Here is a 19,829-nt window from a genome sequence, read left to right on the forward strand (position 1 = left end):
GCAGCAAATGCTGCGGGCGGGTGGTGAGGTCAGTCTACCCTTTAGAAGTTGCGCTGGAAGCGGAGAATGCCGCCGACATTGCTCTTTTTGGTGGCACCGGCCCATATGGAGTTCGCCGGGGTGTCATTGCCGACATTCTGGTAGTCGACTTCGGCCGTGACCGTGAAGCCGGGCACAACGGTATAGGCAACGTTAGCGGCGATGCCGAGGTTCTTCCAGTCGTCGTAAGAGACCTGAGCGTTGAACGAGGTCTTGGCGTCGAATTTGTAGGTGCCGCCGCCCCAGATTGCCCAGTTGCCGCCCCACTGCTTGTAGAAGCCGCGACCTTTGGCATCGATGGCGTTGGTCGGATCGGTGAGGTTGTCATCGGTGCCGTAACCGCCCATGACGAACAGCGAAAATTCCTTGCTGACGTTCACGTCCAAACGAACCTTGCCGGCAACTTCTTCGTAGTTGCTGTCATACGCGACGACGCCAGTGATCGCACCCCAGTCGCCCTTGTACTTCAAGCCGCCGACGACATGCGGAACATAGCTGTCGATGGTTCCGATCTTGCCGGCGCCTTCTTCGAGCGAGACCAGCCCGGTCAGCCCGTTGCCTGCATCGAAGTAGTACTGAACGACGTTGCTCTCCTGCCCGCCATAGGGCACGATCGTGTCTTGGATGACGTTCCCGGCATAGCCGATGAACGTATCGAAAGCCGTGTCGTCCTTGCCGACGCGCAGGCCGCCGAGCTGAATCCAGGCGAAACGCAGCGAGAGAGACTTGTTGCGGCCTTGCCAGTCGTCGGCATTGCTGGCTTTTTGATTGAGATAATCACCTGAGCTGTTGCCGTAGTTGAAGCGGGTCTCGGTGTAGGTCTTCAGGGTACCGATCTCGGTCTCCTGACCGGTCCAGGTCTTCAGCGTGAAGCGGGTGTTCTTGTAATAGGTCGAATGCGTGTCGCCGACGCTCTGATGGTCAGGGACATGGTTGACACCATCGAACGTGCCGGCGTCGCCGACGCCAATGTCATAACGGACATAGCCGCCGATGCGCAGGCAGGTCTCGGTGCCCGGGATGTAGAAGTAGCCGGCGCCGTAGACGTCGCAGATCTTGACGTATTCGGCCGGTTCCGGCTCGGCGACGACGACAGCGTCCGCGGCGCGCGCGCCGGATACCGCGATCAGTGCCGCGGCTGAGCCGAGAAGGAGGCTCTTGATGTTCATTTTCTGACCTCTCCAGTCAAAGTTAAAAATGGCTTCGGATTTGTGGCTGGCGGATATGTTTTCCCGCCTCATCCCCACAACGAAAAAGGCTCGCACCGCGTCCCCTTTTCGCGGCGAACATACCCATCAATCGTCCGCCTTCAATGACGGTTTCGTAAATAACGTCGATTCCATTAACAGAATAATCCTGTGTTGCACAAATAACACTTGCCATTTTAGCGAATGGCACAATCGGAACAACGTCATATATTCAATATATATACGAATAATTTCCTGGCTAGATAGCCGTATACGCATGGTACCGCTACAAAACACCGGAACTCGTGAGGCCATACCTGTTCCGAATTGCAAATACGCAGCTGTTTTTTTGCCCGACGCATCGCCATGCGACATTCGTCCCTTCGGCAACGCCGACGGCCCGGGCATCTGCGGCGATACGGTCGGCAGACCGTCCGGCAAGACTGTGAGATGGCGCCAATCGGGACGCGGTGCCCGGTAGCAGTCCGTGGCCGGATCCGACATCGGCTCCGCCCCGGCTGCCGAGCAATAGGCCAGCCCTTCAGAAATATCGGAAATATTTCAGAAACTGCTCGGGATTTTTGGCGGCACAAGAAGCAATAAGGGCAGGTCGGCCAGAGCGGTCGATCAACGGCCGGACACATTAGGCTCGTTTCCACATGCAGGTCGACCGATCGGGCAGCCCGGCGACTTCTCCTGACCAATCTGCCCGTCGAGAGGACCTGACATGATTTCCCTCCTGAGCACGGTGCGAAGGCACCAACTGACCACCTTCTTTTCACTGGCGCTTGGCCTGACCTGGCTGGGCTTCATCCCGTTCTGGCTGTCGAATGGCGACAGTATTCCCTGGTTTACGTTTGGCCCGATGGCCGCCGGCTTCATCGTCGCCTCTCTTTCCGGAGGTTGGACTTCAGTCAAGGCGATCCTCGCCTCGATGGTAAAGTGGCGGGTGCATCCGACATGGTACCTGGTGGCCTTCGGCCTGCCGTTCGCAACTCAGCTGACTTCCATCATGATCAATCCGCTATTTGGCGCCGCAGCACCAGCCTGGGCCAATATTCCAGCCTTTTCCGAGATGATGCCGATCATCGCGCTCTACGCCATCTTCAGCGGCCCGCTCGGAGAAGAGCCCGGTTGGCGGGGCTTTGCGACATCACGTCTGCTCGCCAGTCATTCGGCGCTGGCCGGCAGCCTGATCCTCGGCGTGATCTGGGCAGTCTGGCACTTTCCGCTTGGGCTGGTCGGCGACCTCAGCCTGTACGGCACGATCAATGTCTTGCTGGCTGCCGTGGTCTTCACATGGCTCTACCAGAATACCGGCAGCGTGCTTCTCGCCTTCATCATGCACCTCACCCACCAGAACAGCGTGCGCTTCCTGGGCCAGGTGTTCACGGGCGGCGACTACGTACAGCAGCAATGGCTCGGTGTCGGCATTTGGGCAGTCATCGCGGTCATCATTGTCGCCCACTATGGCACGGAAAGTTTCGTGCGCAGGCCAAAGATGCGGTTTGCCGTCGCCGGCACAGTCTAACGCAAACGCAATTGTCGCGGCGACCGAAGCCAGGCGCTGCGTCTTTCTGGCGATGAAAGTGCACTGGCCCTTGACCCAGCCCGCTCGCCGTAGCCCAATGCCGGCATGGCTTCAGGAGCGGGCCTTTGATGGCGGTCTCGGCCACCGGTCAGGTTTTTCAATTCGGCGGTTTTACGCTCGATCTGGGCAAAGGCACGCTCAGCCGGGCCGACCAGCCGGCCTTCCTGCGCCCGAAAGCCTACGCGTTGCTGACCCACCTTGCCTGCCACATCGGCCGCGTGGTGCCGAAATCGGAGCTGATGGATACGGTCTGGCCTGGAGTTTTCGTCACCGAGGATTCGCTGACGCAGTCGGTGCGCGAAATTCGTAAGGTGCTGGGTGAGGAACGGGTGCGGACGGTGTCGAAACGCGGCTACATGTTGGTGCCGGAGACGGAAGCAGTACCCGAATCCGGTGCACAGCCAATCGTGGCGGTGCTGAGATTTCGCAACGACGGCGCGGATCCAGCCAATCAGGAGATTGTCGACGGTTTTGCAGAAGACATCATCAATGGTCTTGCCCGCTTCGGCACGGTGACAGTGCTGGCGCGCAATTCGAGCTTTTCGTTCGCCTCCCATTCGCCCGCCGAGTGGCCAGCCATCCGCTCGCGCATCGGCGCCGATTATCTCGTTGAAGGCTCGGTGCGGCGACAAGCGGAGCGCATCATCGCCGCGGTCAGTCTGATCGATGCCGCCAATTCAGCGCAGCTCTGGGGCGATCGCTACCAGGCTGAGGCTGCCGGGCTGTTCGCGATCCAGCAGGACATCGTCGAGCAGATCGTCGGTCGGCTGGTGGTCAAAGTCAGCAATGCCGGACTGACGCGCGCCTCGCGGCGGCCGGTGACCAGCCTCGCCTCCTATGAGTTGGTATTGCGAGGCGTCGCCTTGATGCGCGACCCGGCGCAAAGCGACCTGAAGGCAGCTGCGGCACTGTTCGAGGCGGCGATCTCGAAGGATCCTTCCTATGGCCTCGCCCACACGTATTTGGCGCTGTCCCATGTGCTGAACAGCGAATTCGGACCCACCAGCAGTTCCGTGCTGGCAAAAGCCCGCGATCTTGCGGAAAGGGGTATCGCGCTGTCTCCCGACCAGGCGACGGCGCACCGCATTCAGTCGCTGGTCCGGCTCAGCATGCGCGACCATCCGGCCGCCGAGCATCATTTGCGGATCGCGCTCGAGCTTAATCCTGGCGACGCCGAATGCATCGAGCAGATGGGCCATCTTCTGACGATGCGCGGCCGACCGCTCGAGGCGCTCAGCTGGCTGGCGCGCGCCATCAGGATCGACCCGCTCAATCCTCACTGGTACCAATACGATCGATCGCTGGCGCTCTACATGCTGGGCGAATACCGGCCGGCCGCGGAGGCATTGGAACTGGCGACGCGGCCAACGCCGTGGATCCGCACGCGCCTGGCCGCCTGCTATGCGCAACTCGGCAACATGGAGGCGGCAACACGCCAGGCGGCGTTGATCAATGCCGGTGGCTTCGATTTTTCGCCGGTCGACTATGCGACAACAGTGGTCCCGTTCGAAAACGCCGTCGACGCGGAGCATCTTGTCAATGGCGTATTGCTGGCGCTGGGACGGCGACGTTAGATCCGGTGCCGTTACCTCACAGCTTATAGGCGTGGCGACCAACCAGCTGACGAGTGCTGTGTCGATTTCGACCTTAATGCGGGAACTCCAGTCCCATCTCGCGGTAGCGCTCGGGATCGTCACCCCAGTTTTCGCGCACCTTGACGAACAGGAAGAGGTGCACCTTCTGCTCGAGAATGCCCGCGATTTCCATGCGCGCCGCCTGGCCGATGGCGCGGATGGTCTCGCCCTTGTGGCCGAGCACGATCTTCTTCTGGCTGTCGCGCTCGACGTAGATGGTCTGATCGATGCGCACCGAGCCGTCCGGCTTCTCTTCCCATTTCTCGGTCTCGATATGGGAGGAATAGGGCAATTCCTGATGGAGCCGCAGATACAGTTTTTCGCGCGTGATCTCGGCTGCGAGCTGGCGCATCGGCAGGTCCGAAATCTGGTCTTCCGGATAGTACCAAGGGCCGGCCGGCAGTGCCTGCGCCAGATAGTCGAGCAGGTCCTTGCAGCCGGAACCGGTCAGCGCCGAGACCATGAAGGTGCGCTTGAACGGCACTTTCTCATTCGCCGCCGCGGACAGGGCCAGAAGCGTCTCGTGCTTGACCCGGTCGACCTTGTTGAGGATCAGCGCCATCGGCTGGGGGNGAGGATGGCGTCGGCATCGCCCCGAATGCCGCGCTCGGCATCGATCAGCAGCAAGACGATGTCGGCGTCCTTGGCGCCGCCCCAGGCGGTGGTGACCATTGCCGTGTCGAGCCGCCGCTTGGGCTTGAAGATGCCGGGCGTGTCGACGAAGACGATCTGCGCATTGTCATGCGTGGCGATGCCGCGCACGATGGCACGTGTCGTCTGCACCTTGTGGGTGACGATCGACACCTTCGCGCCGACCAACTGGTTGACGAGCGTCGACTTGCCAGCATTGGGCGCGCCGATCAGCGCGACAAAACCGGAGTGCGTGGCGGGGGGTTCAGCAGTTTCGATATCGGTCATGCCGCGTTCCATACACCTTCGCGCAGCAGAAGGGCAGCCGCGGCCGCCTGCTCGGCCTCGCGCTTGGAACGGCCGCTGCCGACTGCCGGCTGAAACGCGCCGACCCTGACGCTGACCGTGAACAGCGGGTCGTGGTCCGGCCCCTCGCGGCTGTCGATCTGGTAGGCGGGAACCGCACCCGCCGCCTGATGCGCCCATTCCTGCAATTCGGTCTTGGCGTCGCGGCGCGCCGCCCCCGAAGCCTGCGAACGCGGCACCCAATATTTGTGGATGAAAGCCCGCGCCGCCTCCAGCCCACCGTCGAGATAGAGCACGGCGATCAGCGATTCCAAGGCGTCGGCGCGCAGATTGACGCGCTTGCGCCCATCGAGCCCGCGTATATCCGATCCGGCGCGGATCAGGTCCGGCAACCCGATATGTTCAGCAATGTCCGAAAGCGCCTCGGCGTTGACCAGCGCGTTGAGCCGCAGTGACAGCTCGCCTTCCGCCGCATCGGGAAATGCGGCCAGCAGCATGTCGGCGACGACCAGGCCGAGAACGCGGTCGCCGAGAAACTCGAAGCGCTCGTAATCGATGCCGGCATTGGCGCCACGGGCACTGGCATGCGTGAGCGCGCGCTGCAGGCGCTGGCGGTCGGCAAAGGCATGGCCCGTGCGTTCCACAAGCGCTTCGGCGAGCGCATCGGCGGTCAGGCGTTTTGCCGCTGCCATCCCTAATTGACGAAGTGGAACAGGCGCGACGCGCGCATCAGCGACGGCCATTTCCAGATTTCGAGTGGGCTTGCCTTGCCGGCGATCGAGAAGAAAACGAGATTGGCGCGGCCAACCAGGTTTTCCGCCGGAACATAGCCGACCGTGAAACGACTGTCGGCGGAGTTGTCCCGGTTGTCGCCCATCATGAAATAATGGCCGGGCGGCACGTCGAATTCGCGGGTGTTGTCGCCGATCGAATTCGGCGACAGGTCCAGCGTGTCGTAGCTGACACCATTAGGCAGGGTCTCACGATAGACGTCGATCGGATAATCCTTTTCCGTGACGTCGGGATTATCGATCTGGCCGGTCTTCACACGCGGCACGCCCACGCCATTGATGAACAACTGGCCGTCCTTCATCTGGATCTTGTCGCCGGGCAGGCCGACCACGCGCTTGATATAGTCGACGGAAGGGTCCGGCGGGAACTTGAACACCACGACATCGCCGCGCTTGGGCTCGGAGCCCCAGATGCGGCCAGAAAAAATATCGGGGCCAAAAGGCAGCGAATAGCGCGAGTAGCCGTAGGACCATTTGGTGACGAACAGATAGTCGCCTTCCAGGAGCGTCGGCCGCATCGATCCCGACGGGATCGAAAAGGGCTGGAACAAGAGCGTGCGGATGACCAGGGCGAGCAAAAGCGCCTGGACGACGACGCTGACGGTTTCGCCAAGCCCGCCGGATTTCTTCTGGGATTTATCAGCCACGCTCATGTCGTCCTCGATTGTGCGTTGGATGGTATAGAGTCTCGGCGCGCGCTGGGCAACGTCAATGCCGGTCGTCAGAGGCAATCAATGTGGCGCTTCTTCGACGGGCAACGCTTCGATGATCATAAAGGCTTGAGCGAGCGGGAAATCATCCGTGATGGTGAGGTGGATCGCCGCGCGATGCCCCCGGGGCAGAATCTTTTCCAGCCGCGCCAGTGCGCCGCCAGTCAGCGCCATCGTCGGCGCCCCGCTGGGCAGGTTGACGACACCCATGTCGCGCCAGAAGACGCCTTGCGCCAGACCCGTTCCCAAGGCCTTGGCGCAAGCCTCCTTGGCAGCGAAGCGCTTGGCGTAGGAGGCCGCGCGGGCGCGCCGGTTTTCCGAACGCGCCTGTTCGACCTCGGTGTAGATTCTCTGGATGAAGCGCTGGCCGTGGCGCTCCAGCGACTTCTCGATGCGCCTGATATCGATCAGGTCACTGCCGATGCCAATGATCATCGTGCGGCGGAGCCGATGCTTCCCGTGGGATGGGACGATCGGCGTGCGCGCTCGGCAAGGCGCTTGCGACGCTGTTCGCGGAAAGCGTTCATGCCCCAGCGCGTGATGCCGTAGAACAAGAGGCCAAACACCAGCCCGAGCGGCACGGCGCCGATCAGCATGGGTTCCAGCACGGGGTGCCACAGCTTCGCAAACGAAAGCGTATGCATCATGTCGCCCAGTTGCGCCGGCGGTCCGTGCTTGGGCAGGCGCTCATGCAGGATCAGCTTGCCGGTTTCCCAGGACGCGCCCCACAACAGGGGAAAGGTCAACGGATTGCCGAAGAAAACCGCGCCGAGGGCGGCTGCCACCAGATTGCCGGCGATCAGCCAGCACACGATAGCGGCAATGGCGAAATGGAAGCCCACCGGGAAAAACGATGCAAAGACGCCGGCGGCGACCCCGGCCGCCACAGCGTGCGGCGTGGCCTTCAGCCGCAGGATACGCTTGGAGAAATACTGGAGCGAGCGTGAAAACGAGCGGCGCGGCCACAGATAGGTACGCACCCGCTCGAGAAGACCATCCGGCTTGCGGCGACGAAAAAGCACTCTTTCCTATTCCCGGTAACGTACAGCTTACATACCGGCTGCTTCCAGCCCGGCTTCGACCGCCATATCTTGCGCTTTGCGGCCGCCTAAAGGCAATCGCGACTTTGATATAGCCATGCGCACCCCCGACAACAACCGAATGCCATCCGAACTGCGGCCATACAGCCTATAATCCTGGTAAGGTTCGCCTCCTCCAACACCGGACAATCACGGCGAATTTGAGAAGGGGCGTCGGCTTTTTGTCGCAGCCCAATGCTTGCGATACTACCGCAGGTATTCGCTGACCTCGACAAGGTTGCCGTCGGGGTCGCGGAAATAGACCGACATCATCGGGCCGCGGGCGCCGGTGCGTTCGACCGGCCCCAGTTCCACCACCACAGTGTTTGCCTCGAGACTGGCGATGACTTCGCCGAGCGGGCGATCGGTGATCAGGCAGAAATCGCCGGATCCTGCCCTCGGCAACCTAGCCTTCGGTTCGAAAGTGCGACCGATCTCGTGGACATTGATCTTCTGATTGCCAAAAGCCAGCGCTGTCGGCTGGCCCGGCGTATCGATGCGCTCAAAACCCAGTACGCGCTGATAAAAGGCGCAGGTCGCGTCGAGCGACGCCACCGTCAAAACAAAATGATCGATCCCGACGATCATCTCGACCTCCCGTCGTCAGATGTTGCGGCTGCCGGGCTTGATTGCCGGTATGGCGGCAAGCTCCGGCGGCAACCGGTCCGCAGGATAGGCCGGGACCTCATACTCGGCCAGCGCGATCAGCGGCACACCGACATGGGTCTTGCCGGCCGAACGGTCGATGATGCAGGCGGCGGCGACCACTTCGGCGCCAAGCTCGCGCAGGCAGTCGATGGTTTCGCGGATCGACAGGCCGGTGGTGACGATGTCCTCGACAATGACGACACGCGCCCCGCGCGCGATCTCGAAGCGACGCAAGCGGAACTCGCCCCCTTCCCGCTCGACCCAGATCGCCGGCACGCCAAGATGGCGCGAGGTCTCGTAAGCCGGGATCAGGCCACCGATCGCCGGGCCGACGACATAGTCGATCTTGCCCGGCACCGCCGCGCGGATCTTTGTCGCCAGCGCCTCGCACAGCCGCTCGGTCTTGTCGGCATGCATGAACACGCGCGCCTTCTGCAGGAAAACCGGGCTGCGCAAGCCGGACGTCAAGATGAAATGCCCCTCCAGAACAGCACCTGCCTCGCGGAAAATGCCCAGCACTTCATCGGTGTTCATTGTTCGCTCCAGTGAGTAGTGAGTAGTGAGTAGTGAGTAGTGAGTAGAGGGTAGGGTAGAGGGTAATGCACTTCCTTCACCATTCACTACTCACTATCACCCATTCACACGCCGTGCGTCGCTGACGCTCGAATTGTCCTTGAGCTGCGACAGCAGCCGGTTGAGATGCTTCAGATCCCAGACCTCGAGATCGATCAGCATTTCGGTGAAGTCGGGTGCCGTGCGCACCATCGACAGCGTATGGATGTTGGCGTCGTTGGAGGCAACGACCTGGGCGATGTCGGCGAGCGATCCCGGCGCGTTGATGGCGGTGACCGAGACACGCGCGGGAAACCGCTCCTTGGTGCGTTCGTCAATGTCCCAGCGCACGTCGATCCAGCGCTCGGGCTGGTCGTCGAAGGCCTGCAGCGCCGGCGACTGGATCGGATAGATGGTGATGCCGGTGCCCGGCTGGACGATGCCGACGATGCGGTCGCCAGGCACGGCGCCTTCCGGCGCGAAGCGCACCGGAAGATCGCCGCGCACGCCGCGGATGGGAACTGCACCGTCGCGCGGCTGGTCCTTGTCCTTGCGCGCGGCGCGGCCCGGTATCTGGAACAGCATGCCGGCGGCATTGCGGATCTTCGACCAGCCCTCCTCGCGCTGTTTGGGCGCGGCCGGCGTGACGCGCTCGTCCTTGTAGTCGGGGAACACCGCCTTCATGACGTCGGTCGAGGCCAGTTCGCCGCGACCGACCGAGGCCAGGACATCCTCGATGTCCTTGCGCGCCAGCCTGTGCAGCACCGGCTTCAGGCTATCCTTGGTGAAAGTCTTGCCGGCCCGTTCGAAGGCCCGCTCCAGAATGCGCGCGCCAAGGCCCGAATACTGCTTGCGGATGGCGTTCTTGGTGGCCCGGCGGATGGCGGCGCGCGCCTTGCCGGTGACGACGACCGATTCCCAGGCGGCAGGGGGCACCTGCGCCTTGGAGCGGATGATCTCGACCTCGTCGCCATTCTTCAGTTCCGTCATCAACGGCATGATGCGGCCGTTGACCTTGGCGCCGACACAAGTGTCGCCGACATCGGTGTGCACCGCATAGGCGAAGTCGATGGGCGTGGCGCCGCGCGGCAACGCAATCAGCATCCCCTTCGGCGTGAAACAGAACACCTGGTCCTGGAACAGCTCCAGCTTGGTGTTTTCGAGGAAATCCTCGGGATTGTCGCCTTCGGCGAGTTGTTCGATGGTGCGCCGCAGCCAGGCATAGGCGTTGGTTTCCTTCGAGATCGCGGGGGCGGCACCGTTCACCTTGCCGCCGGTATCCTTGTAGATGGAATGGGCGGCGACGCCATATTCGGCGATCTTGTTCATCTCGCGGGTGCGTATCTGCAGTTCGACACGCTGGCGCGAAGGGCCGACGATGGTGGTGTGGATCGAGCGGTAGTCGTTCTGCTTCGGCGTCGAGATGTAATCCTTGAAGCGGCCGGGAACCATCGACCATGTGGTGTGGATGGCGCCGAGCGCACGATAGCAATCCTCGACCGTATCGACGACGACGCGGAAGCCGAAAATGTCGGACAGCTGCTCGAAAGACAGCGCCTTGGCCTCCATCTTGCGGAACACAGACCACGGCTTTTTCTGGCGGCTTTTGACGCCGGCATTGATCGCATGCTTCTCGAACAGCGTAGACAGTGCCTTTTCAATGTCGGTCAGCACGCCCTTGTTGCGCTCGAAGATCTCGGCAAGCCGCGCGGTGACGGCGCGGTAGGCTTCCGGATTGATGAAGCGGAAGGCGATCTCCTCCAATTCCTCGCGCATACCTTGCATGCCCATGCGCCCAGCCAGCGGCGCATAGATGTCCATGGTCTCCTCGGCAATGCGCAGGCGCTTGGCCTCCGGCATATGGTCGAGGGTGCGCATGTTGTGCAGGCGGTCGGCGAGCTTGACCAGAAGCACGCGGACATCCTCCGAGATGGCCAGCAGCAGCTTGCGCAGGTTTTCCGCCTGCTCGGCCTTCTTCGACACGAGGTCCAGCTTCTTAAGCTTGGTCAGGCCCTCGACCAGCTTGCCCATTTCCGGGCCGAACAGATCGTCGATCTCGGCCCGCGTCGCCGTGGTGTCCTCGATGGTGTCATGCAGCAGGGCGACCGCAATGGTCGCCTCGTCCATGTGCATTTCGGTGAGAATCGCCGCGACTTCGAGCGGATGCGAAAAATAGGGATCGCCGGACGCGCGCTTCTGGTGGCCATGCTTCTGCATGGCATAGACATAGGCCTTGTTGAGCAATGCCTCGTTGACGTCAGGCTTGTAGCGCTGGACGCGCTCGACAAGCTCATACTGACGCATCATGGGCGGAATCTCTCGGCGATGAAATGAATCATGCGCCGCACTGCTGTACGGCGCATGTCATAGATAACCACGAAACTGCCAGGACGGAAGTGCGGAAGATTATTCCAGCCCCCCCCCGGAACAGAAGCTCGCTCTTAGTAGTCGTCGCTCTTTTCCGGCGGCACCAGACCCTCGATGCCGGCCAGCAGGTCTTCCTCGGTCATCCGGTCGAACGTGACATTCTCCTCGGCGTCGTCGGTGTCGGCGGCCGCAACGGCACCGCCGGTCTGGTCGGCGATCACTTCGCCATCGGCCTCGGGCTCATCGACCTCGACATGCTTCTGCAGCGAGTGGATCAGATCTTCCTTGAGATCGTCGGGCGACAGCGTCTCGTCGGCGATCTCGCGCAAGGCGATGACCGGGTTCTTGTCGTTGTCGCGCGGCACGGTGATCTGCGCGCCCTGGCTGATCTGGCGAGCGCGGTGGCCGGCAAGCAGCACCAGCTCGAAGCGGTTGTCGACCTTGTCGATGCAATCTTCAACGGTTACGCGGGCCATGGATTGCCCCTTTCATGCCTGGATTTGACGGAAAACAGGCGCGGTCCATAACCCGAACGCCGCCGAAATACAAGCTTCTTGGCAATGGCGGCGCTATTGGGCGCTCAATCCCCTGTCCAGACGCTGGATTTGGCAAAGTCGGGGGATTTGGCAAAGTCGGGCCGCCTCCTTCTTTCGGCGCTGCGATCACAATTGCTTGCAGTGCCCCATCACGCCTTGGATTGCCACCAAACTGGCGTTATCTCGGATGGACAAGGTCAGCCGGTTTATTATGAGCCTGACCGATAGTCGCTACCGCATTTCGTTTAGACGGCCCGCATTTTCGAAAAGGAATATTTTCCATGTTCGACCCTCGTGAAAAAATCGCCCTGTTCATCGACGGTGCCAATCTCTACGCCACGTCGCGGGCGCTCGGCTTCGACATCGACTATCGCAAGCTCTTGTCGAGCTTCCAGAAGCGCGGCTATCTCCTGCGCGCCTATTATTACACGGCGCTGGTGGAGGATCAGGAATACTCGTCGATCCGCCCCTTGATCGATTGGCTCGACTATAACGGCTTCAAGGTGGTCACCAAACCCGCCAAGGAATTCACCGACTCGACCGGCCGCCGCAAGATCAAGGGCAATATGGACATCGAGCTCACGGTCGACGCGCTGGAGCTCGCCGATGTCGTCGACCACTATGTCATCTTTTCCGGCGATGGCGACTTCCGCACGCTGGTCGAGGCGCTGCAGCGGCGTGGCCGCAAGGTGTCGATCGTCTCGACCATGGCCTCGCAGCCGCCGATGATATCGGACGACCTGCGCCGCCAGGCCGACCATTTCATCGACCTTGTGACGCTGAAGAACGAGGTCGGCCGCGATCCCTCGGAGAGGCCCGTGCGCCGGCCCGAGCCGGCCGAAGTCGACGAGGACGACTACTGAGGCCGGTCGCCTTGACGGCCCTTTCCGCTTCCGAGCCGAACCGCGACTGCCCGCTCTGTCCGCGGCTGCATGACTTCATCGCCGAATGGCGGCAGCGCGAGCCGTCCTGGTTCAACGCGCCGGTACCGACTTTCTTGCCGCCGGAAGGTGACGCCGCGGTTCGATTACTGATCGTCGGGCTGGCGCCCGGCCTGCGCGGCGCCAACCGCACCGGGCGTCCCTTCACCGGCGACTATGCCGGCGACCTGCTCTACTCGACGCTGATCGCGCTCGGTTTTGCACGTGGCGAGTTCAAGGCCCGGCCCGATGACGGTCTGGAGCTTGTCGGCACGGCGATCACCAATGCGGTGCGCTGTGTGCCGCCGGAAAACAAACCCGTGGGCGCCGAGATCGCCACTTGCCGGACGTTCCTGGTGCCGACGATCGCCCGCTTCCCCAATCTGCGCGCCGTGCTCGCGCTGGGATCGATCGCGCACCAGTCGACGGTGCGCGCGCTGGGCGGGCGTGTCGCCGCCTACCCGTTCAAGCATGGCGGGCAATTGCCGGCCGGCGGCATCACGCTTTTTTCGAGCTATCACTGCTCGCGCTACAACACCAATACGGGTGTGTTGACGGAAGCGATGTTCGTCAAGGTGTTCAGCGAGATCGCGGCGTTCCTGCGGGAATAGCGCGATTCCGGACGGGAAACCGTTTCACAATTTTTCTGAAATTGCGTCAGAACCCCTCCAGCACGATTTTGCCCTTGGCCCTGTCGCTCTCGATCAGCGCGTGAGCACGCTTCAGATTGGCGGCATTGATGGGACCGAACGTCTCACCCAGCGTGGTGCGGATCGTGCCAGCGTCTACGAGCCGCGCCAGTTCGTTCAGATGCTCTCCCTGCGCAGCCATATCAGGCGCTTCGTACAGTGAGCGGGTGAACATCAGCTCCCAATGGATCGAAACGCTCTTGCGCTCATTCATCGCGCTGAAAGTGTGGGGCGACGCGAATGTGACGCTGGCGCCAGAGGGGTCTCAAGCCGCGGCTTGAGGCGGTGGCGGCAGCGACCGGCAAAGCTCACACCGGCAGCAGTGCGTCCGGTTCCACGTCGCCGATCGAGGCATAGGTAAGTGCCACCGCAATCGTCATTGGATTCAATGACATGGCTCGGCTTGTGAAGAAACAGATTCGGGCGCGCGTCAACACCTCAATGCGCGGATGCAAGCAGCGCCGCCAATCTCTCTTGCCCGCCCTGAAGAACGTTCAGGTCGACATCGCCCGCGATCCCGTCGACGCGGCCCCTGTTGTGATACTGCCAATAGACCCAGTCGTGGCGGTCCGGCTCCACGAGCAGCGAGCGAAGCCAGAGCGGACGAGCCGCGATCTGCCCGGCATAGGCTGCCTCGGCCTCATCCGTCAGATAGACGATCGCCGGCTTGCCGAACGCTGCCTCGACAGGTCCGAGAAAGGCCTGGAGTTCGGCATTCAACTGTTCGGGCGACGGGCGCTGCGGACAATTGCCGCCGAACTCGACGTCGACGACCGGCGGCAGCAAGGGCTGATCGCGTGGCACGACCGAGATGAAGTTCTTCGCCTGATCGGCGCCGGGCCGGCAGAAGGTGAAGAAATGATAGGCGCCGACAGCTAGGCCGGCCGCGCGAGCCTCCCGCAGATTCCGATCAAAGGCATCATCGACATGATCGCCGCCCTCGGTCGCCTTGATGACGGCAAAGGCGACATCGTCGGCGGCAACGCGCCGCCAGTCGATCTGGCCCTGATGATGGGAAACATCGATGCCCCTGAGCGGATATTTGCCGCGGTCGGGAGAATAGGTCTGAAAGTAGAAGAAGCCGCCGGCGACGATGAGGGTTGCAAGAATCAGGCTAACCGATCCCCAGAGGATGATCTGGTTCTTCAAGACTGTCTCCTCCGGTATCAGCTTGGCTCCACTGCTCGCACCTGAAGGCCAAACGCTTGGCTTTTCCAGGGCTATCGCCCGATGTTTCTCACCCGCGCTCCTTCAAGAGCCGGCCCTTTTCGCGCGACCAGTCGCGCTGTTTCTCGGTCTCGCGCTTGTCGTGCAGCTTCTTGCCGCGACCGACGGCAAGCAGCAGCTTGGCGCGGCCCTGGTCGTTGAAATAGATTTTCAGCGGCACCAAGGTCATGCCTTCGCGGTCGACACTCTGCGCCAGCTTTGCCATCTCGCGCTTGTTGAGCAGCAGTTTGCGGCGCCGCCTAGGCTCGTGGTTGAAGCGGTTGGCCTGCAAATATTCCGGCAGGTAGGAGTTGATCAGCCAGATCTCGCCGCCCTCGACCGAAGCGTAGCTGTCCTGGATGTTGGCTTGGCCCTGGCGCAGCGACTTGACCTCGGTGCCGGTCAGCACAAGGCCAGTCTCGATCGTGTCGAGCACCTCATAGGAAAACCGCGCCTTGCGGTTTTCCGCAACGGTCTTGTTGTTGGGATCGGCTTTTCTGACTTGATTCATGATGTGGAGAGGTGGCGCCTCATCCCTAATTAATCAAGCCGGCGTGCTTCATGGCCGCATCGATCTTTTCTGCTGTCGAAGGCTCGACCGTAACCAACGGCGAACGCAGCACGTTCTCGACCTTGCCGAGCTTCGACAGCGCGTATTTGGCGCCGGAAACGCCGGGCTCGATGAAAATGGCCTTGTGCAGCGGCAACAGACGGTCCTGCAATTCCAGCGCCTTGGCGCTGTCGCCGGAAAGCGTCGCTTCCTGGAACTCGGCACAGAGCCGCGGCGCGACATTGGACGTCACCGAGATGCAGCCGACGCCGCCATGCGCGTTGAAGCCGAGCGCGGAGGCATCCTCGCCCGAAAGCTGAATGAAATCCTTGCCGCAAGTCATGCGCTGCTCGGAAACACGTTCGACCTTGCCGGTCGCATCCTTGACGCCGACGATGTTCTTGAAGTCATGCGCCAGCCGTCCCATCGTCTCCGGCATCATATCGATGACCGAGCGCGGCGGGATGTTGTAGATGATGATCGGCAGCTTGGTCGCCCTGGCGACGGCGGCGAAGTGCTCGTAGAGCCCGCGCTGCGTCGGCCTGTTGTAATAGGGCGTGACGACCAAAGCGGCATCGGCGCCGGCCTCCTCGGCATATTGCACGAGGCCGACGGCCTCTTCGGTGTTGTTGGAACCGGCGCCTGCGACGACCGGAGCGCGGCCCTTGGCCACCTCGATGCAGACCTTGACGACGTGGCGATGCTCGTCATGCGACAGCGTCGGCGACTCGCCCGTGGTGCCGACCGGGACCAGGCCCGCCGTGCCCTCGCCGAGCTGCCATTCGACAAACGCGCGAAAGGCTTTCTCGTCGAAACGCCCGCTCTTTTCGAACGGTGTCACGAGCGCAGTAAGCGAGCCTCTCAGCATATCGTCCAACTCCTTGGGACTTCTTTGTTTGTGCATGTCGTTGTCCCAAACCCGGTAACCATTTTTGGGCGACATGCATCGGTGTTTTGTCGATCAGTTTGCCGTGCGCGCCTTCTAGCCGAAAGCGAAGCGGCGCACCATAGTCTCGACATGGTTGCGCGGCAAGCATTGCCGTGGTGCCACCGAGCGCAATTCGAACGGCCTCGATAAGCTTTTGTTTACGAGCCCTTCACGACCTAAGTTTAGGCTTCGAGGCATCTTCGCCTGCTGGCAAATGCCAGAGCAAGGAAAGAGGTAGATCATGCCGGCCAATCGGCCCCATTTCTTCGCGCTGCTTGGCGCCATTGCCGTGCTGGTGCCCGGCGTGGCGATCGGCGGCAGCGTCGATGTGCGGGTCACCTCGGCCATCCCCATGCCGGATCTGCAAGACCAGAACCTGCAAGACCCGAACCGGCAAGACGAGGCGCAGCAGGATCCCTCCCCCAGCGTCGCCCTGCTGAAAAGCGGGCTGGATGCGCTGGCGGCCGGTGATATTCCCCGCGCTCGCGGCGTGCGTGACGCCCTGCCCGCTCACGCACTCGACCAGCACATTCTGGCCTGGGCAATCGCGCTTTATGGCGGCGACAAGGTACCGAGCGGCGATATCGCCAACGCCGCGAAGGTGCTGCCCAACTGGCCGGGCACGGCTGCCCTGCGCAAGAACAGCGAGCGCGCTCTCTATCGCGAAAACCCCGCCCCCGACATCGTCGTCCGGGCGTTCGATGGCAGCCAGCCGCAGACATTCGAAGGCGTGATGGTTTTAGCCCGTGCCTATGTGGCATCCGGCGATATCAAGGCGGCGCGCTCGGTGCTGTCGCCGTTCTGGCACACGGCAATCCTGGAAGCCAAGGACGAGACGGCGCTGATCAAGGAGTTCGGCGGCCTGATCCCTGCCGCCGACCATCGCTTTCGCATGGAGCGCATGTTCTATGCCGACAGGGTGAATTCCGCCCTGCGCGTCGCCGGCCTTGCCGGCGCCCAGCAGCTGGCGGACGCCTGGGCCGCCGCCGACAGGGGCGACAAGAACACGCCGAAACTGCTCAAGGCAGTGCCGGTGGCGCAGCGTTCGGCCGGTTTTTTCTTCGCCCAGGCCGAGTATTTGCGCAAGCAGGAGGATCTTGCCGGCGCCGCCGCCATTGTCATGAAGGCGCCGACGGACCGCGAGGCACTTGTCGATCCGGATGCCTGGTGGGTCGAGCGCCGGGTGCTGTCGCGCGAGTTGGTCGACCAGGGCGACATGAAGATGGCCTACCGGATCGTCGCCATGCATGCGGCCGAAAGTGCTGCCAATGCGGCGGAAGCCGAATTCCATGCCGGCTGGTACGCGTTGCGCGGCCTGAACGACCCCAAGCTTGCCGTAACGCATTTCACGCGCATCGCCGACCTTGCCCAGGGGCCGATGACCCTGTCGCGCGCTTATTACTGGCTCGGCCGTGCCGCGGAAGTCGGCGGCCCCGGCAATGCCAAGGACTATTTTGGGCGCGCAGCTGACTATGGCACGACTTTTTACGGCCAGCTTGCCGCCGAGCGTGTCGGCCGGCAGGCGCTGAATATCGTCTATCCCTCGCCAAGTGCGGCCGACCGGCAGAGTTTTGCCGGCCGTGAAGCGGTGAGCGCCATCAAGCGCCTGCAGGAGGCAGGCTATGATCGCTATGCCGAAACGCTCTATCGCGATCTTGCCGGACAGTTGACCAGCCCCGGCGAACTGGCACTGCTCGCTGTCCTTGCCGAGAAGCAGGACAACCATTTCATGGCGTTGAAGGTCGGCAAGATCGCCGGCGCCCGCGGCATCGATGTCGGCGCGCTGTCGCATCCGCTCGGCGTCATTCCCGATTCGGCCAATATTTCCGGTTCGGGCAAGGCGCTGGCCTATGCGATCGCTCGCCAGGAAAGCGAATTCAACGTCGGCGCCGTCTCCAGCGCGGGAGCACGCGGGCTGCTGCAGCTGATGCCGGGAACCGCCAGGCAATTGGCGAAGAAGGCCGGATTGCAGTTTTCGCAGACACGGCTGACCACCGATGCCGGCTACAACGCCACGCTTGGCTCGGCCTTCCTTGGCGAACAGCTCAACCGCTTCAACGGCTCCTATGTGCTGACCTTCGCCGGCTACAATGCCGGTCCGGCCCGGGCCAGCCAATGGGTGGCGAAATACGGTGACCCGCGCGGCAAGGACATCGATGCCGTGGTGGACTGGATCGAGCGGATTCCTTACACGGAAACAAGAAGTTACGTGCAGCGCGTGATGGAGAATTACGAGGTCTACAAGATGCGTATTTCCGGCAAATACGACATTGTAGGCGATCTGGTGAACGGACGGAGTTGACGGCAAGCACACCGTCGCCAAAGTTGCCGATCTCCCCCCTTGCGGGGGAGATGCCTGGCAAGGCAGAGGGGGGTGCTGTCCCGCCAACCTGTCGATNCCCCCCTCTGGCCTGCCGGCCATCTCCCCCGCAAGGGGGGAGATTGGCAGCTTCGGCGTCGCGCCTTCTATTTGACCGCTCCTGCACTCATCTGTAGCAGTCGGAAACAAGCCGGCCAGGAGTCTTTTCCAATGTCGAACCACGAAGGCTTTTGCGATTACTTCTACGCCGCGCCGGATGGGCTCAGACTTCATGCGCGCGTCTATGGCGAAGCGAATTCCGGACACTGGCCGGTCGTCTGCCTGCCTGGCCTGACCCGTAACGCGCGGGATTTTCACGAGCTGGCGCTGCATCTGTCGACAGGACCCAATCCACGCAACGTGGTTGCCTTCGACTATCGCGGACGCGGGCAGTCGGCCTACGATCCCGATCTCAGCCACTATAATGTCGGCATCGAGGCCGGCGACGTGCTTGCCGGGCTGGCAGCGCTCGGCATCGAGGAGGCCGCCTTCATCGGCACCTCGCGCGGCGGGCTGATCATCCATGTGCTCGGCGCCCTGCGGCCAGCCGCGCTGAAAGCCATTGTTCTCAACGACATCGGGCCCGTGATCGAGCCGGCAGGCCTCGCGCATATCCAGTCGTATCTCGAGCGCGCGCCGAAGCCGAAGACCGTCGCCGAGGTGATGAATGCTCAACGCAGCGTTCACGGTCGGGACTTTCCGGCGCTCACCGAAGCTGACTGGAAGCGGATGGTGGCGGCGCTCTACCGCGAGACGGATCTGGGGCTGTTGCCGGACTTCGACCCGAGACTGGTCGACACGGTTGCCGGTCTCGACCTGTCGCAGCCATTGCCGGCCTTGTGGCCGCAGTTCGATGCGTTGGCGGCGATTCCCTTGCTCGCCATACGCGGCGCCAATTCGAGATTGCTGTCGGTGGATACGCTGCGGCGGATGCGAGAGCGCCATCCGATGATGGATACGATCACGGTCGAGGGCCAGGGTCACGCCCCTTTCCTTGAGACCGGCAGCTTGCCCGACGACATCGCGGCTTTTCTCGCCCGTGCGGAAAGGCAGGGAGGCTCGAAGCAAGAAGCCTAGGGTCAAATCTTGACCCCATGAATTGCGGTC

18 protein-coding genes and 2 pseudogenes are annotated in these 19,829 nt (G+C 62.3%); 6 read left to right on the plus strand and 14 right to left on the minus strand.

The genetic code is table 11. The annotated features are described in order from the left end of the window. Positions 1 to 41: 41 nt before the first annotated feature. Positions 42 to 1,208 (minus strand): porin, encoded by a 1,167-nt coding sequence (locus X741_RS153245; RefSeq protein ID WP_023777872.1) that lies wholly within the window; start codon positions 1,206 to 1,208, stop codon positions 42 to 44. A gap of 745 nt (positions 1,209 to 1,953) precedes the next feature. Here X741_RS153245 and X741_RS153240 point away from each other — a divergent pair. Together X741_RS153240 and X741_RS153235 are read left to right on the plus strand one after the other, a co-directional pair. Beyond that, on the plus strand, positions 1,954 to 2,757 hold the full coding sequence (locus X741_RS153240) for a type II CAAX endopeptidase family protein (RefSeq protein WP_023777873.1): 804 nt from the start codon (positions 1,954 to 1,956) through the stop codon (positions 2,755 to 2,757). Between the two features lie 128 nt (positions 2,758 to 2,885). Next, positions 2,886 to 4,391, plus strand: coding sequence for a winged helix-turn-helix domain-containing protein (locus tag X741_RS153235; protein WP_023777874.1), 1,506 nt, complete (start codon positions 2,886 to 2,888; stop codon positions 4,389 to 4,391). A 73-nt stretch (positions 4,392 to 4,464) separates the two neighbouring features. Here X741_RS153235 and era read toward each other — a convergent pair. From era to rpoZ, 9 genes and pseudogenes are all read right to left on the minus strand, one after another. Then, positions 4,465 to 5,381, minus strand: a pseudogene (gene era, locus X741_RS01000000166515) (GTPase Era). Then, entirely contained in the window at positions 5,366 to 6,079 is a 714-nt protein-coding gene (gene rnc, locus X741_RS153230; RefSeq protein WP_023777875.1) for a ribonuclease III, read from the minus strand. The pseudogene era and the gene rnc overlap by 16 nt, the downstream one beginning before the upstream one ends. A 2-nt stretch (positions 6,080 to 6,081) precedes the next feature. Next, positions 6,082 to 6,831 (minus strand): signal peptidase I, encoded by a 750-nt coding sequence (lepB, locus tag X741_RS153225; protein ID WP_013896376.1) that lies wholly within the window; start codon positions 6,829 to 6,831, stop codon positions 6,082 to 6,084. Between the two features lie 78 nt (positions 6,832 to 6,909). After that, a complete protein-coding gene (gene acpS / locus X741_RS153220) occupies positions 6,910 to 7,323 on the minus strand; it encodes a holo-ACP synthase (protein ID WP_023777876.1) in 414 nt (137 codons plus the stop codon). Then, positions 7,320 to 7,910: a DUF2062 domain-containing protein gene (locus tag X741_RS153215; RefSeq protein WP_023777877.1), complete on the minus strand. Its 591-nt coding sequence runs from the start codon at positions 7,908 to 7,910 to the stop codon at positions 7,320 to 7,322. Before X741_RS153215 ends, acpS begins: the two co-directional genes overlap by 4 nt. Positions 7,911 to 8,174: 264 nt before the next feature. Next, a complete protein-coding gene (locus X741_RS153210) occupies positions 8,175 to 8,555 on the minus strand; it encodes a VOC family protein (RefSeq protein ID WP_023777878.1) in 381 nt (126 codons plus the stop codon). Between the two features lie 15 nt (positions 8,556 to 8,570). Then, positions 8,571 to 9,149, minus strand: a complete 579-nt coding sequence (gene pyrE / locus X741_RS153205) for an orotate phosphoribosyltransferase (protein WP_023768484.1) — start codon at positions 9,147 to 9,149, stop codon at positions 8,571 to 8,573. A gap of 96 nt (positions 9,150 to 9,245) precedes the next feature. Next, positions 9,246 to 11,474: a bifunctional (p)ppGpp synthetase/guanosine-3',5'-bis(diphosphate) 3'-pyrophosphohydrolase gene (locus X741_RS153200; protein ID WP_013896381.1), complete on the minus strand. Its 2,229-nt coding sequence runs from the start codon at positions 11,472 to 11,474 to the stop codon at positions 9,246 to 9,248. A 134-nt stretch (positions 11,475 to 11,608) separates the two neighbouring features. Next, a complete protein-coding gene (rpoZ, locus tag X741_RS153195) occupies positions 11,609 to 12,010 on the minus strand; it encodes a DNA-directed RNA polymerase subunit omega (protein ID WP_013896382.1) in 402 nt (133 codons plus the stop codon). Between the two features lie 341 nt (positions 12,011 to 12,351). Between rpoZ and X741_RS153190 the strand changes: the two genes are divergently transcribed. Together X741_RS153190 and X741_RS153185 are read left to right on the plus strand one after the other, a co-directional pair. Next, positions 12,352 to 12,933 (plus strand): NYN domain-containing protein, encoded by a 582-nt coding sequence (locus tag X741_RS153190; RefSeq protein ID WP_013896383.1) that lies wholly within the window; start codon positions 12,352 to 12,354, stop codon positions 12,931 to 12,933. Positions 12,934 to 12,944: 11 nt separating this feature from the next. Continuing rightward, positions 12,945 to 13,601 carry a uracil-DNA glycosylase gene (locus tag X741_RS153185; protein ID WP_023777879.1) on the plus strand — a complete coding sequence of 219 codons (657 nt, stop codon included), beginning with the start codon at positions 12,945 to 12,947 and terminating at the stop codon, positions 13,599 to 13,601. A 46-nt stretch (positions 13,602 to 13,647) separates the two neighbouring features. Here the strand turns inward: X741_RS153185 and X741_RS153180 are convergent. From X741_RS153180 to dapA, 4 genes and pseudogenes are all read right to left on the minus strand, one after another. Next, a pseudogene (locus X741_RS153180) lies at positions 13,648 to 13,893 on the minus strand (zinc-binding dehydrogenase); the annotation flags it as partial. A 224-nt stretch (positions 13,894 to 14,117) separates the two neighbouring features. Beyond that, positions 14,118 to 14,828 (minus strand): GH25 family lysozyme, encoded by a 711-nt coding sequence (locus X741_RS153175; RefSeq protein WP_023777881.1) that lies wholly within the window; start codon positions 14,826 to 14,828, stop codon positions 14,118 to 14,120. Positions 14,829 to 14,916: 88 nt separating this feature from the next. After that, entirely contained in the window at positions 14,917 to 15,396 is a 480-nt protein-coding gene (gene smpB, locus X741_RS153170) for an SsrA-binding protein SmpB (protein WP_013896388.1), read from the minus strand. A gap of 25 nt (positions 15,397 to 15,421) precedes the next feature. Beyond that, on the minus strand, positions 15,422 to 16,303 hold the full coding sequence (dapA, locus tag X741_RS153165) for a 4-hydroxy-tetrahydrodipicolinate synthase (protein WP_023777882.1): 882 nt from the start codon (positions 16,301 to 16,303) through the stop codon (positions 15,422 to 15,424). Positions 16,304 to 16,604: 301 nt separating this feature from the next. Between dapA and X741_RS153160 the strand changes: the two genes are divergently transcribed. Next, the gene (locus tag X741_RS153160; protein ID WP_023777883.1) at positions 16,605 to 18,665 is read left to right on the plus strand and encodes a lytic transglycosylase domain-containing protein; all 2,061 of its coding nucleotides are present in this window, start codon (positions 16,605 to 16,607) and stop codon (positions 18,663 to 18,665) included. A gap of 228 nt (positions 18,666 to 18,893) precedes the next feature. Continuing rightward, positions 18,894 to 19,799, plus strand: coding sequence for an alpha/beta hydrolase (locus X741_RS153155; RefSeq protein WP_023777884.1), 906 nt, complete (start codon positions 18,894 to 18,896; stop codon positions 19,797 to 19,799). Positions 19,800 to 19,829: the final 30 nt, after the last annotated feature.

Source organism: Mesorhizobium sp. LNHC221B00 (assembly GCF_000502935.1).
GTDB classification, from domain to species: domain Bacteria; phylum Pseudomonadota; class Alphaproteobacteria; order Rhizobiales; family Rhizobiaceae; genus Mesorhizobium; species Mesorhizobium opportunistum.